Genomic DNA, 14592 nt, shown 5'->3' with positions numbered 1-14592 from the left:
ATGGATAAGTTACTCAAGCTGTGGCACAGCACCGGTCTCTATCACATAGAGCCTGGTCAGCTGCTGATGATCGTGGTGTGCCTGGCATTGATCTATCTGGCGATTCGCAAGGGGTTCGAACCGTTGCTGTTGATCCCGATCGGCTTCGGGGGCCTGCTCGCCAACATTCCGGTCGCCAACATGGCCGAGGGTGCCGGCATCCTGCACCTGTTCTACGAGGTAGGTCTGCCGACCAGCGTGTTCCCCCTGCTGATCTTCATGGGCGTGGGTGCGATGACGGATTTCGGTCCGATGCTGGCCAACCCCAAGACCCTGCTGCTCGGTGCGGCAGCGCAGTTCGGTATCTTCGCCACCTTGCTCGGTGCGTTGGGACTGGCAGCGATGGGGATTCCGGGTATGGAGTTCAGCATGCGCGAAGCGGCTTCGATCGCCATCATCGGCGGTGCGGACGGACCTACCTCGATATTCGTTACTGCCAAGCTCGCACCGCACCTGCTGGGTCCGATTGCCGTGGCGGCCTACTCGTACATGGCGCTGGTTCCGTTGATTCAGCCGCCGATCATGCGCGTGCTGACCACCAAGGAAGAGCGCGCCATCGTCATGACGCAGCTGCGCCATGTCGGGCAGGTGGAAAAGATCGTATTCCCGCTGATGCTTGCCCTGATGATTGGCATGCTCTTGCCCGACGCCGCTCCGCTGGTGGGCATGTTCGCCTTTGGTAATCTCTTGCGCGAGTGTGGGGTTGTAGATCGCCTGGCTGACACCTCTCGCAACGCACTGATCAACATCGTGACCATTGCCTTGGGACTGACCGTCGGCTCCAAGCTATCCGCCGAAGCCTTTCTGCAGATGAAAACCCTAGGAATTCTGCTGCTTGGCATGGTTGCGTTCTGCGGCGGTACAGCGGCAGGCGTGCTGATGGCCAAGGTCATGAACATGTTCAGCGCAAATAAAATCAACCCGCTGATTGGGTCGGCTGGCGTTTCGGCAGTGCCAATGGCGGCGCGAGTGTCGAACAAGGTAGGGCTTGAGGCGAATCCGCAAAACTTCCTACTTATGCATGCTATGGGGCCCAATGTGGCAGGGGTGATCGGCTCGGCTGTTGCTGCGGGGATTCTGCTGAGTTTCGTTGGTTAGCGGCTGACTGAGGAGCTGACAAGACTGTTGTGGCAAGCCTATTGCCCTATGGTTTTCGCCTCTGGCTCGCTGCGAGCTATCGGAACGTTATTCATCTGGGGCCGAAACACTGGGAGCGTTATCAATCAGCTTCCAGCGTTTCGAATGAAAAGTGCTGCCTCACGCTCGACGCTTTTGATCCAGCAATCAAGCACGGCTACGTCTTGAGGAAGCCGACCAAGCGGTCGTAGCGTCGGGCCTTTACGTGGAACGGGCTTCGGGAAGTGGCGGCATAATCTCTCGTCAGAAAAAGAGAGATCACATATAACCAGCGGGTTTCATGGATGGGGATTCCAGATATACCTGCGGGTCCTAAGACAACTCTAGGCATGGATAGCAGTGCTCAACTTCGTCTGCCAAGCCAAGCTGGGGGTACACCTAATAAGTGAGCTGCTCGCTTATACGAGGACGTCGCTCATCATAGACTTGGATAATGACACCTAAATAGGCCAAGCCATATGTGCTGCTTGGGGGTATCAGCTCATCCTGTGAATCAAATTCGGTGCCCTGCAGTTGATTCTGGATATTCCTTCATCTTGGCTCAAGGAGATCAAGCAGTAACTGCCGATGCGCATTCCGCACTTGCATCAGCGGCATAGACGGATTACCCCTAGATAGTATTGAGGAGTTCAGCCACAGCAGTGCAGGCGCGAGCGCCAGCGGGAAAAAGTGCTCTGTCAAGATGCACGGACGAACAACCCCCCGGTCTATGTTGCGTTGGATAATGAGCTGCGCCCGCTCTCGTAACCCGTGCACAACCTCCTCGTGCCAACGCTTTACCAGCTCCGGCGCTCTAGCGCTTTCGGCCAGAAGTAATCGGAAGATCGATATCGTGGAGGGGGATTCAAACGTTGTGTACAGACGATCCAGATAGATGTCGACCAACTCTGGTAGCGAAAGATCTTCATCAGGCAGCCAGCCCTGGAAATCGGAGAGCTGCTTCGTAATACGCTCAAGCAAGGCGTGAAAAATTTCTTCCTTACTTTTGAAGTGGGCGTAGATACCTGCTTTGGATAAGCCCGCATATTCCGCAAGGCGCTCCATCGACACGGCATTATATGTCCGATCAGAGAACTCTATCAGAGCCGCGTCCAGTATTTCCTCTTTCCTGGCTGCCGAGGATAGATAGCGGCGCTTGTCTGGCACGTCGTCTTTCTTGGCTGGCATTCAGCGGCCCTGTCAAAAATCTGAGGAATATTCCCATAGGTCGGTCACCGATGCCACCTGAAATAATGGGCCAATGTTAGACCAAAGCAGTTCAATTGAAAGGTGATCGATGATTAGAGAATCGCTCATTGTAGAGCGGGATTTGTCACGTATAATCAAAAAACCGTCCGGACGTTTGTTTCTAAGCTGCGCGCGATGGCGTATGGCACATACGAAACAATCCTAGGTAACAAATGCGAGGTGTGAGCCGTGATCGAGGCCGCCTGCGATCGCAACACATCGCTGGCTATCGAAGTGTTGCGGCGTTCCTTCCCGTCAGCAAACAAGGATAGCGCCACCGGCCTGACGCTGCTGTACGCGGGCTACACCTCTTCAACCAGACCCCATTCAGCCTGATACTCGTACGGAACGTGACAATGCTCTCAGCTTCTCTCATATTTTCTGAGTTCCGACCCCGCACTGCCTCGCTGGTTCTGAGCGCCGTCGTATTGACCGGATGCATGACTCTCGCTCCCGCTCCTGAAATCCCGCCGCTGCCGGTGCCCGAAGTTTGGCCAAGCCATCTTGTATTAGATGCAGACGGTGCCCATGCGCGGGAGCTTACCTGGCAGGCATACTTCACCGACCCCTTGCTGCAACGCCTCATCGAGACAGCGCTGGAGAACAACCGCGATCTGCGCCTGGCCGCGCTGCGTGTCGAGGAAGCCAGCGCCGCATTCCGCATTCAGCGCTCGGATCGATTTCCTGCCGTGGGCGTGGGTGCCCAGGGTGGACGCGCCCGCGTCCCTGGCGATCTGAACATGTCGGGCCGGTCGCAGGTGGGCGGCGAATATCGGGCCGAGGTGGGTTTGAGCACCTGGGAGCTGGATCTGTGGGGCCGGGTCCGCAACCTGGAAGACGCCGCCCTGCAAAGCTGGCTGGCTTCCGACGCGGCCCGCCAGGCCGTCCACCTGGCGCTGATCGCCCAGGTGGCCGACGGTTATCTTGGCTTGCGCGAGATAGACGAACGCGTGGCTATCGCCCGTCAAACCGTCGCGACCCGCGAGGAGTCCTATCGCATTTTCCGGCGCCGCGTTGAAGTCGGCTCGACCTCGAAGCTGGACCTCACTCAAGTCCAAACTTTGCTGAACCAGGCTCAGGCGCTGCTAACCCAGCTTGAGCAAGCACGCGCCACGCAACTGCACGCGCTGGCACTGCTGGTAGGTGCCGATCCTGGCCCGCTGCCCACCAAGGCACCCTTCGATGAAACAACGGTGCTGGCCGAACTCCGGGCCGGCCTGCCCTCGGAGCTGCTGGTCAGTCGCCCGGACATCATTTCCGCCGAACACCAATTGCGTGCCGGCGATGCCAACATCGGCGCGGCCCGTGCGGCGTTCTTGCCGCGCATTGCGCTGACCGGCAGCTTCGGCACGGCCAGTTCCGATCTTGACGGCCTGTTCGATTCCGGCAGCCGCGCCTGGACCTTCATGCCTACCTTGTCGCTGCCCATCTTCGATGGCGGGCGGCGGCGCGCAAACTTGGAACTGAGCGAGGTGCGCCGCGACATCGCCGTCGCCGGATACGAGAAAACCATTCAAACGGCCTTTCGCGAGGTGGCTGATGCACTGAGCGCCAAGTACTGGCTGGCTGAGCAATTGACGATCCAGCGGGCCAATCTGGAAGCACAAAGCGAACGCGCCCGGCTGGCCCAGTTGCGCTACGACAACGGTTCGGCCGCTTTCCTGGAGGTGCTGGACGCCCAACGCGATCTGCTGGATGCCGGACAACAGCTGGTACAGGCGCGCCGTGCGCTGCTGTCTAGCCAGGTGGCACTGTATGCCGCGCTCGGCGGCGGCACCCTCGCTGCAACCGACGAAACCCAGGGTGCAACCTCGACGCCCGCTCCCACGCCATTAACCCGTTAAGGCACGCCGAACCTATGACTGTCTCACCCTCTCTCAAGAAAAAACTCCTGGTCGCTGCCGCTGCAGCGGTTGTTATCGCGCTGGCCTGGTGGGGCTGGACGGAGCTTGCCGACAGCGGACCCGGCGAAGGGTTCGTCAGCGGCAACGGCCGGATCGAAGCCACCGAGATCGATATCGCCACTAAGCTTCCCGGTCGTATCGAAGACATCCTCGTACGTGAAGGCGATTTCGTCTCAGCGGGCCAGCCACTGGCCAGGATGCAACTGGAAACGCTTGAGGCGCAGCGCGACGAAGCCTTCGCCATGCGTGAACAGGCCGAGCACTCGGTGACCGCAGCACAGGCCCAGGTGGCGCTGCGTGAAGCCGACGTGGTTGCGGCGCAGGCACTCGTCGGTCAGCGCGAGTCGGAGCTCGATGCCGCGCAACGGCGGCTGAAACGTTCGCAGACATTATCCCAAGAAGGCGCCGCCTCGATACAGGAGCTGGACGATGACCGGGCGCGCGTGCGGGGCGCACAGGCGACGCTCGCGGCCAGCAAAGCACAGACCGCCGCTGCCCGCGCCGCGGTTGAGGCCGCCAAGGCGCAGCTCGTCGGCGCGAGGTCCAGCGTGTCCGCTGCCACGGCCAGCATCAATCGCATCGAAGCGGACATCCGCGACAGCGAACTGCGCTCGCCGCGTGACGGTCGGGTGCAGGTGCGGGTGGCGCAACCCGGCGAGGTGCTGGGATCGGGCGGACGCGTCCTGAATCTTATCGACCTGTCGGACGTCTACATCACCTTCTTCCTGCCCGAGACCGTGGCCGGCCGCGTCGCGCTGGGTTCCGAGGTCCGCATCATTCTGGATGCCGCGCCGGAGTTTGTTATTCCAGCGAGCGTTTCCTTCGTCGCCAGTGTGGCGCAATTTACTCCCAAGACGGTAGAAACCGCGAGCGAGCGGCAGAAACTGATGTTTCGCGTGCGCGCGCAGATTTCGCAGGAGTTGCTGCGTGAGCACCTCAATCAGGTCAAGACCGGGTTGCCCGGCGTGGCCTGGATCAAACTCGACGCCAATGCCGAGTGGCCTCAAAACCTCTCCGTTCGCGTGCCGGAGTAAGGTATGAGCCACAGTGCGAGTGCGCAGCCCACGACCGTTGCAAGCGTCCGTCAGGTGCGCTTGCGTTACGGCGACGTCATCGCCCTGGATGGCATCGATCTGGACATTCCCGCCGGACGGATGGTCGGCCTGATCGGCCCCGACGGCGTGGGCAAATCCAGTCTGCTCTCATTGCTGGCGGGTGTGCGCATCATCCAGGAGGGCACGGTCGAGGTGCTGGGTGGCGACATGGCCAGCAAGGCCCATCGCAAGCAGGTATGCCCGCGCATCGCCTACATGCCGCAGGGACTGGGCAAGAACCTGTACCCGACGCTCTCGGTCGAGGAGAATCTGCAATTCTTCGCGCGCCTGTTCGGTCATGGCGCCGCAGAGCGCCGCCAGCGTATCGATGAGCTCACTCAGGCCACTGGCCTGTTCAAATTCCTGGAGCGCCCGGCAGGCAAGCTGTCCGGGGGCATGAAGCAAAAACTCGGCCTGTGCTGCGCGCTGATTCATGACCCGGATTTTCTGATTCTCGATGAGCCGACGACTGGCGTGGACCCGCTGGCGCGCGCGCAGTTCTGGGATCTGATTGACCGTATCCGCGCCGATCGCCCCGGCATGAGCGTGATTGTGGCCACGGCCTACATGGATGAGGCCCAGCGCTTCGACTGGCTGGCCGCCATCGACGACGGCAAGGTCCTCGCCACCGGCACGCCGAAGGAATTGCTGGCAAGAACAGGCAGCCCGAACCTGGAAGAGGCATTCATCCGCCTGCTCCCGGAAGAGAAAAAGCGCGGACACCAAGCGGTAGTCATTCCCCCCTTGTCGGATGGCGGCGCGGACGATATCGCCATCGAGGCCGAGGGGCTGACCATGCGCTTTGGCGACTTCGTTGCCGTCGATAGCGTGTCCTTCCGCATCCGGCGCGGTGAAATCTTCGGCTTCCTCGGCTCCAACGGGTGCGGCAAGTCCACGACGATGAAGATGCTTACCGGCCTGTTGCCGGCGAGCGAGGGTCGGGCCTGGCTGTTCGGCCATGAAGTGAACCCGCATGATCTGGGCACCCGCCGCCGCGTCGGCTACATGTCCCAAGCGTTCTCGCTCTACAGCGAAATCACGGTACGCCAGAACCTGGAGTTGCACGCCAAGCTCTTCAGTGTGTCCCCGGAGGACATTCCTGCTCGCGTCGATGAGATGGTGGAGCGCTTCGGGCTGGTGGACGTCATCGACAGCCTGCCGGCCAGTCTGCCTCTGGGCATACGCCAACGCCTGTCGCTGGCGGTCGCCATGGTGCACAAGCCAGAACTGCTGATTCTGGACGAACCGACTTCGGGCGTCGACCCGGTGGCGCGCGATGCGTTCTGGCGACTGCTCATCGAGCTGTCGCGGCGTGACCGGGTGACGGTCTTCATTTCCACCCACTTCATGAACGAGGCAGAGCGCTGCGACCGCATGTCGATGATGCATGCGGGCAAGGTGCTCGACAGCGACGTGCCCGCCAGACTGGTCGAGAAGCGCGGCGCCAAAACCCTTGAAGAGGCCTTCATCGGCTACCTCGTCGAAGCCGAGGGCGGCACGGCGGCGCCGGCCAGCCAGCCCGGGGCCGCCGATCACGAGGAGCAACCATCGGCGGCGCCCGCTGAACACGGCGGGCACGGCTCTGGCGGTTTCAGTCTGCAGCGAATGTTCAGCTATCTGTGGCGCGAGACGCTGGAATTGCAGCGGGACCCGGTACGCGCCACGCTGGCGCTGGGCGGTTCGCTGCTGCTGATGTTCGTGATCGGCTTCGGCATCACCATGGACGTCGAGGACCTGAGCTATGCGGTGCTCGATCGCGACCAGACCACGCTTAGCCAGAACTACACGCTGAACTTGGCCGGATCGCGCTACTTCACCGAGCACGCGCCGATCATCGACTACGAGGACCTTGATCGACGCATGCGCAACGGCGAACTGTCGCTGGCCATTGAGATCCCCCCTGGCTTCTCTCGCGATGTGTTGCGAGGCCAGAACGTGCAGATAGGTGCCTGGATCGACGGCGCCATGCCGCAACGCGCGGAAACCGTCCAGGGCTACGTTCAGGGCATGCACCAGCACTGGCTGCTCGTACAGGCCAGCGAACGCAGCGGTGCCAGCGCCGCAGGAAATGCGAGCGTCGAGACACGCTTTCGCTACAACCCCGATGTCAAGAGCCTGCCGGCCATGGTGCCGGGGGTGATTCCCCTGTTGCTGCTCATGCTGCCGGCGATGCTGACCGCGCTGGCGGTGGTGCGCGAGAAGGAGACAGGCTCGATTACCAATCTGTACGTGACGCCGGTCACGCGCATCGAGTTCCTGCTTGGCAAGCAACTGCCCTATGTCGGTCTGGCCATGGTGAACTTCCTGCTGATGAGCCTGCTCGCGGTCACCGTCTTCGGTGTGCCGGTCACGGGCAGCTTCTTCACCCTGTCGCTGGCCGCGCTGATCTTCTCCTTCGCCGCGACAGGCATGGGGCTGCTGGCCTCGGCCGTCACGCGCAGCCAGATCGCCGCCATGTTCTTCGCCATGATCGGCACCATCATTCCTGCCACCCAGTTCGCCGGCCTGATCGATCCGGTGTCCTCGCTTGAAGGCTCCAGCAAGTTCATCGGCGAGATCTACCCCGCCACGCACATGATCTCCATCAGCCGTGGCGTGTTCAACAAATCACTCGGCCTGGCCGACCTGACGGGGCCGCTGTGGTCGATGCTCATTTCGGTTCCGGTCATTCTCGGCGTGGCTGTTTTGCTACTCAAGAAGCAGGAGCGTTGAGATGCGCAGAAGAAACCTGGCCAACATCTACGACCTTGGTGTCAAGGAGCTGTGGAGTCTTTGGCGCGATCCGATGATGCTTGTGCTCATCGTCTATGTGTTCACCGCGTCGGTCTACACCAAGGCCACGTCCATGCCGGAGACGCTGCACAACGCGCCCATCGCCATCGTCGACGAGGATAATTCGGCGCTGTCCCAGCGGGTTGCCTCGGCCTTCTACCCCCCGCAGTTCACGCCACCGGCCATGATCGACTATGGGGACGTGGACCCGGGCATGGACGCGGGGCTGTACACCTTCGCTCTGGTCATTCCGCCCAACTTCCAGCGCGACGTGCTGGCGGGGCGATCGCCTGCCGTGCAGCTCAATGTCGACGCCACCCGCATGAGCCAGGCCTTCACCGGCAGTGGCTATATCCAGCAGATCTTCACCGGCGAAGTCAATGAGTTCGTCAAGCGTTACCGCGGCACCGACGCGCCACCCGTGGATCTGGCATTGCGCGCCCGCTTCAACCCCGCACTGGACAAGGCCTGGTTCGGCTCGGTGGTGCAGATCATCAACCACATCACGCTGTTGTCCATCATCCTGACCGGCGCGGCGCTGATCCGGGAGCGCGAGCACGGCACCATCGAGCACCTGCTGGTGATGCCGGTCACGCCCGCGCAGATCATGCTCTCCAAGGTCTGGTCGATGGCCCTGGTCGTGCTGATCGCCTCCTTCCTGTCCCTCAATCTCATGGTGCGCGGCGTCCTGGGCGTTCCCGTCGAGGGTTCCATTGCGCTGTTCTTCGCCGGCGCGGCGCTCAGCCTGTTCGCCACCACCTCGATGGGCATCTTCATCGCCACCCTGGCGCGCAACATGCCCCAATTCGGCATGTTGATGATGCTCACCATCATGCCGCTGCAGATGCTATCCGGCGGCGACACGCCCCGCGAGAGCATGCCCGAGATAGTGCAGAACATCATGCTGATCGCACCCACCACCCATTTCGTGGAGCTGAGCCAGGCCATCCTTTACCGGGACGCGGGCCTGGAGACGGTATGGCAGCCGTTCCTGGCGCTGGCCCTGATCGGCACGGTGCTGTTTTTCCTGTCGTTGGCACGCTTTCGCAAAACCATCGGCCAGATGGCGTGACTGGCTGCCGCGTGTACTCGTAAACAAATGCTCGTATCGTGCGAAGCAAGTGTTGACTGATAGGATCTGATCGCCCCGATCAGAACTTGGCTCGCCCGTTTCTGCGGGGCATTCAATAACGCTGTCGTGTGCGCTCCAGATCCAGTTCCGAAAAACGTCGACCTTCCAGGTTAACCCTCCAGCCCTTGCCGCTGAATTCAAACCGATGCGGTCACCTCAACGTCAACGGTATACACCTCTCCCCTTAGTACCTCTGGCGGAGAGCTAGGCACGCCGACGGCGATGGTGCGGTTGTCCTCACCTCTGCTATCAATCGCCATTGGCTAGGCGCCCCAATGCTCACAGTAAAGCTGGGGATGCATAAAGGAATGCTACTCCCGCATTTGTTGCTCAATAGATAGATCTTAATCAACTCCAACGCATTTAAATCGCTCACAAAAACAAACGACTGGACGGTTTTTTATTGCCCCGCTACCGTTGATCGAAGGATCACTGCCAATCTACCGGCACCACTAGCTGCGCTATCGCAGTCTTCAGTGAGGCCACAGAGAAGGAGAGCCACCATGGCTGAAGAAAACACTACCGCGCAAAACCCGGAAGAGGATCTGACAAGCCGCTTTCCAACGGCCTATACCATCCTGCTGCTACTGATCGTTCTAGTTGCTGCGCTGAGCTGGGTTATTCCCGCCGGAAAGTATGAGCGGGTGATGAATGAAGAGGTCGGTCGTGAAGTGGCTGTGCCAGGTACTTACCAAGTGGTCGAGCCCATCCCCCAGGGCTTTATGGACGTCATGCTGGCTCCCATTGCGGGTTTTTATGATCCAGAAAGCTATGTCGCCAACGCCATCGACGTGGCGCTGTTCGTGCTGTTTCTGGGCGGCTTTCTCGGGGTGATAAATGCCACCGGTGCGATCGACACCGGTATACGCAGCGTCATGCAACATCTGGAAGGCCGAGAGATATGGATGATTCCGATCCTGATGACGCTGTTCGCGCTTGGCGGCACGACTTACGGCATGGCCGAGGAAACCCTTGCGTTCTACGGCATTCTGATTCCGATCGTCATTGCCGCCGGCTACGATGCGGTGACCGGGGTAGCGGTGATTCTGATCGGCGCCGGAGTCGGCGTGCTGGGCTCGACCATCAATCCATTCGCCACCGTCATCGCCTCCAATGCGGCGAGCATTCCCTTTACGGACGGCATGCTGCTGCGTCTAGTGCTGCTGGTAGGTGGGCTGGTGATCTGTGCCGCCTACGTGATGTGCTATGCCAAACGAGTCAAGGCCGACCCTTCGCGCTCCGTGGTAGCCAAACAGCGCGATGCCCACCGCAAAATTTTTCTACAGGGGCATGACGATTTAGGCGACGTCAAGCTGAGCCTGACCCAGAAACTGGTCCTGTCTATCTTTGCACTGACCTTTGTGGTCATGATCTGGGGTGTTTCCTCCCAGGGCTGGTGGATGGACAAGATGGGCGCACTGTTCCTAGGTGCTGCGATCGTCGCTGGCCTTGTCGCCCGCCTAGGCGAGAAAAAGCTGACCGGCAGCTTCGTAGACGGTGCCCGCGATCTGCTTGGGGTGGCTCTGGTCGTTGGTCTGGCGCGAGGCATCGTTGTCATCATGGAGCAGGGCATGATTGCCGACACGATTCTGCACAGCGCTGAATTGCGCCTGGCCGACATGTCGGAACTGGGCTTCATCAACCTGATGTTCTGGATCGAGACAGGCATGAGCTTCCTCGTGCCTTCGTCATCCGGTCTTGCCGTACTGTCGATGCCCATTCTTGCCCCCCTGGCGGACTTTGCCAATGTCAGCCGCGACCTGGTGGTGACGGCTTATCAATCAGCCAACGGCCTGGTGAATCTAATCAACCCGACCTTCGCGGTGGTGATCGGCGGCCTGGCCATAGGTCGGGTCTCCTATGACCGCTGGCTCGTATTCATCTGGCCCTTGCTGGCGATCCTGACCGTGTTCATCACCTTGGTGATCAGCATCGGTGTCTTCCTGTAATTCCCTGATAAATGAGGTGGCACATGTCTGAACATGCTCTTGGTGTTCACTCCGAGACAGGTATTCTGCGGCAAGTCATCGTTTGTCGACCCGGCCTTGCCCATCGCAGGCTAACGCCCAGCAATTGCGACGCCCTGTTGTTTGATGATGTGTTCTGGGTCAAGCAGGCGCAAAAGGATCACGATGTATTCGCGAACCTGATGCGTGCCCGAGGGGTGGAGGTGCTGGACGTCAATCAACTGCTGGCCGAAATCCTCGACATCGCCGAAGCGCGAAGCTGGATTCTTGACCACCGGATCAGCTGGAATCATATTGGTGTCGGTATGGTCTCTGACTTGCGGGCCTGGATGGAAGAACTACCGGGACACACCCTGGCCGAATTCTTGATCGGTGGCTTGCAAGTGAACGATCTGCCGTTCGATCCGAGCGGTCTGTTCGGCAACCACTTGGGGCCTTATGGCTTTGTCCTGCCGCCCCTGCCGAACTTCCTCTTTACCCGCGACAACAGCGCCTGGATCTACGGTGGCGTCACCCTGAACCCCATGTACTGGGCCGCACGTAAACCCGAAACGCTGCTGACGGCGGCAATCTACCGGTTTCATCCAAAATTTTCTGGCAAGGTCGAGGTGCTCTGGGGGGATCCGCTCAAGGATCATGCGCTGGCCACCCTGGAGGGCGGCGACATCATGCCGGTCGGCAATGGCACCGTGCTGGTCGGCATGGGCGAGCGCTCATCACCCCAGGCGATCGGGCAAATGGCCAATGCACTGTTTGAACGCGGCACGGTCAATCGCGTGGTGGCCTGCCATATCCCCAAAAGCCGAGCGTCCATGCACCTGGATACGGTGTTCACCTTCTGCGGCGGCAATGTTGTTACCGCCTTCAAGGAAGTCGCCGATCAAATGGTTTGTTATGACTTGCGTCCCGGTACGAGCGGCAAGCACCTGACGTTCAGTCAGGATCCTCGCCCGATGTTCGACGTGGTCGCCGACGTGCTCGGCTATGAATCCCTGACCGTGATCCCCACCGGAGGCGATACGCCCGCCGAGCGTGAACGCGAGCAATGGAATGATGGTAACAACGTTCTGGCCTTGAGTCCGGGCGTGGTCATTGGCTATGACCGCAATGACGACACTAACGCCGCTCTGGAAGCGGCCGGAATCGAAGTCCTGAAAGTTCCCGGCGCAGAGCTGGGCCGAGGCCGCGGCGGTGGACGTTGCATGAGCTGCCCGACCATACGCGACGCCATCTGACACTCGAGGAGCATGCAATGGCCTTCAATCTGAAAAGCCGACACTTTCTCACGCTGCGGGATTTCAGCCCGCGCGAAATCGGTTTCCTGCTGAAACTGGCAGCCGACCTGAAAGCAGCCAAATATGCTGGTACCGAAGTGCCACAGTTGTGTGGCAAGGAAATCGCCCTGATCTTCGAGAAAGACTCCACCCGCACGCGGGTAGGTTTCGAGGTGGCGGCCTTTGATCAGGGCGCCAAAGTCACCTATCTGGGGCCGACTGGCACTCATATTGGCCACAAGGAATCGGTCAAGGATACCGCCCGGGTGTTGGGGCGCGTCTATGATGCCATCGAATACCGGGGCTTCGGCCAGACCGTGGTTGAGGAGTTAGCCGAGCATGCTGGTGTGCCGGTCTACAACGGCTTGACGGATGAATTCCACCCAACGCAGATACTGGCTGACTTTCTGACCATGCAGGAGCATGTGGAAAAACCATTGCGTGACATATCCTATGTTTTTATTGGCGATGCCGCCAACAATATAGGGGACAGCCTGCTGATCGGCGGCGCCAAAATGGGCATGGACGTTCGTCTGTGTGCTCCAAAGGTCTGCTGGCCGCATACTAATATCCAGCAGGAAGCACAGCGAATTGCCAGCACCACCGGCGCCCGGATCATGATCACAGAGGATATCGATAGCGCGGTCGCCGGTGTGGATTTCGTCTATACCGATGTTTGGGTGTCGATGGGCGAGCCCGAGGAAAAATGGGCCGAGCGGATCAAGCTGTTGCTGCCTTATCAGGTCAATACCGCACTTATGGAAAAAACCGGCAATCCGCGGGCGCACTTCATGCACTGCCTGCCGGCCTTCCACAACACCGAGACGACGATTGGTAAGGAGATTCAGCAAAAATTCGGTATCGACGCCATGGAAGTCACGGACGAGGTTTTCGAAAGCCCCGCCTCGATCGTTTTTGATCAGGCGGAAAACCGCATGCACACCATCAAGGCGGTGCTGGTCGCCACCCTGGGAGCCTGACATGCTGGTAGTAGCAGCCCTGGGCGGCAACGCCCTATTGAAGCGGGGCGAACCTCTGACCGCGCGTACCCAACGATCCAATGTGCGGATCGCCGCCCAGGGGCTAGCGGCCATCGTACGGGCTGGCCATGATCTGGTCATTACCCATGGCAACGGCCCTCAGGTGGGGCTTCTGGCTTTGCAGGGCGCTGCCTACAAACCGGACGAGGCCTATCCTCTGGATATGTTGGGGGCTGAAACCGAAGGCATGATTGGCTACGTCATCGAACAGGAGCTGGAGAATGCGCTGAATCACGACCGACCAGTAGCTACGTTGCTGACACAAGTCGTGGTGGATCAGCATGACCCAGCGTTCGATAACCCGACCAAATTCATCGGACCCGTGTATGAACGGGCCGAAGCCGAATCCCGGGCCAAAACCGCCGGTTGGCATATCGCTCAAGATGGCGACAGATGGCGAAGAGTGGTGCCCTCTCCCAAGCCGCTTGAAATCCCTGACATGCGGGTGATCAAGTTGCTGTTGGAACAAGGCGTAGTCGTGATCTGCGGCGGTGGTGGGGGCATTCCGATACTACGCAACGAAGACGGTAGTACCGTCGGCGTTGAGGCGGTCATCGACAAAGACGCAGCCAGCGCCCTGCTGGCGCAACAGCTCCAGGCCGATGCCCTATTGCTGCTGACTGATGTCGATGCGATCTATCGGGATTTCGGCACGGACAGCGCAGCGGCGATCAGGAGTTTGAGCGTGGAGGAAGGGCGTGCGCTCGATCTGCCGGCCGGTTCTATGGGGCCCAAACTGGCCGCTGCAGCCGACTTTGCTGAATTCGGAGGATTCAGCGGCATCGGCAGATTGGACGATGCGGTGGGTATGCTGCAGGGTTGCGTCGGGACTAGAATCCAGAGGAGGTTGAACCTGAGACATTCAAGCAGAAACTGAGCGGTCCTATCCTCATTCAATTCTGCAGCCGTTACCTGTGCGCGGACGAAACAGCGGCTCCTCAAGACCGCGCTCATGGTATCGACTGCGACCCGGATCGTCGTCAAACATCACAGAATATCAGCGACG

At 60.0% G+C, this 14592-nt stretch carries 11 protein-coding genes; 10 read left to right on the top strand and 1 reads right to left on the bottom strand.

Translation table 11 applies throughout. The annotated features are described in order from the left end of the window. Complete coding sequence (locus RT582_RS20120) at positions 1–1137, top strand: sodium ion-translocating decarboxylase subunit beta (RefSeq protein WP_125862847.1); 1137 nt, start codon at positions 1–3, stop codon at positions 1135–1137. A 570-nt stretch (positions 1138–1707) separates the two neighbouring features. On the opposite strand, the gene RT582_RS20115 is transcribed toward RT582_RS20120, so the two are convergent. Next, positions 1708–2343 carry a TetR/AcrR family transcriptional regulator gene (locus RT582_RS20115; RefSeq protein ID WP_313479582.1) on the bottom strand — a complete coding sequence of 212 codons (636 nt, stop codon included), beginning with the start codon at positions 2341–2343 and terminating at the stop codon, positions 1708–1710. A 249-nt stretch (positions 2344–2592) separates the two neighbouring features. On the opposite strand from RT582_RS20115, the gene RT582_RS20110 reads away from it, so the two are divergent. From RT582_RS20110 to arcC, 9 genes are all read left to right on the top strand, one after another. Next, complete coding sequence (locus tag RT582_RS20110; RefSeq protein WP_185744007.1) at positions 2593–2739, top strand: hypothetical protein; 147 nt, start codon at positions 2593–2595, stop codon at positions 2737–2739. A 20-nt stretch (positions 2740–2759) separates the two neighbouring features. Then, positions 2760–4247, top strand: coding sequence for an efflux transporter outer membrane subunit (locus RT582_RS20105; protein ID WP_125862849.1), 1488 nt, complete (start codon positions 2760–2762; stop codon positions 4245–4247). 14 nt (positions 4248–4261) lie between these two features. Then, a complete protein-coding gene (locus tag RT582_RS20100) occupies positions 4262–5341 on the top strand; it encodes an HlyD family secretion protein (RefSeq protein ID WP_188027809.1) in 1080 nt (359 codons plus the stop codon). 3 nt (positions 5342–5344) lie between these two features. After that, positions 5345–8113, top strand: coding sequence for a ribosome-associated ATPase/putative transporter RbbA (gene rbbA, locus RT582_RS20095; RefSeq protein WP_313479576.1), 2769 nt, complete (start codon positions 5345–5347; stop codon positions 8111–8113). A 1-nt stretch (position 8114) separates the two neighbouring features. Then, positions 8115–9245: an ABC transporter permease gene (locus RT582_RS20090; protein WP_075274410.1), complete on the top strand. Its 1131-nt coding sequence runs from the start codon at positions 8115–8117 to the stop codon at positions 9243–9245. 563 nt (positions 9246–9808) lie between these two features. Next, positions 9809–11254 carry a YfcC family protein gene (locus RT582_RS20085; protein WP_125862853.1) on the top strand — a complete coding sequence of 482 codons (1446 nt, stop codon included), beginning with the start codon at positions 9809–9811 and terminating at the stop codon, positions 11252–11254. A 23-nt stretch (positions 11255–11277) separates the two neighbouring features. Continuing rightward, positions 11278–12507: an arginine deiminase gene (locus RT582_RS20080; RefSeq protein WP_042928812.1), complete on the top strand. Its 1230-nt coding sequence runs from the start codon at positions 11278–11280 to the stop codon at positions 12505–12507. Positions 12508–12524: 17 nt separating this feature from the next. Then, positions 12525–13526, top strand: coding sequence for an ornithine carbamoyltransferase (argF, locus tag RT582_RS20075; RefSeq protein ID WP_042928809.1), 1002 nt, complete (start codon positions 12525–12527; stop codon positions 13524–13526). A 1-nt stretch (position 13527) separates the two neighbouring features. Continuing rightward, positions 13528–14463, top strand: a complete 936-nt coding sequence (gene arcC / locus RT582_RS20070; RefSeq protein ID WP_044316085.1) for a carbamate kinase — start codon at positions 13528–13530, stop codon at positions 14461–14463. The last annotated feature ends 129 nt before the right edge of the window (positions 14464–14592 follow it).

It is taken from the genome of Stutzerimonas kunmingensis (assembly GCF_032106285.1).
GTDB lineage: Bacteria > Pseudomonadota > Gammaproteobacteria > Pseudomonadales > Pseudomonadaceae > Stutzerimonas > Stutzerimonas kunmingensis_B.
Note: the sequence above shows the minus strand (reverse complement) of the source record. Positions and strands in the feature narration are given on the sequence as shown.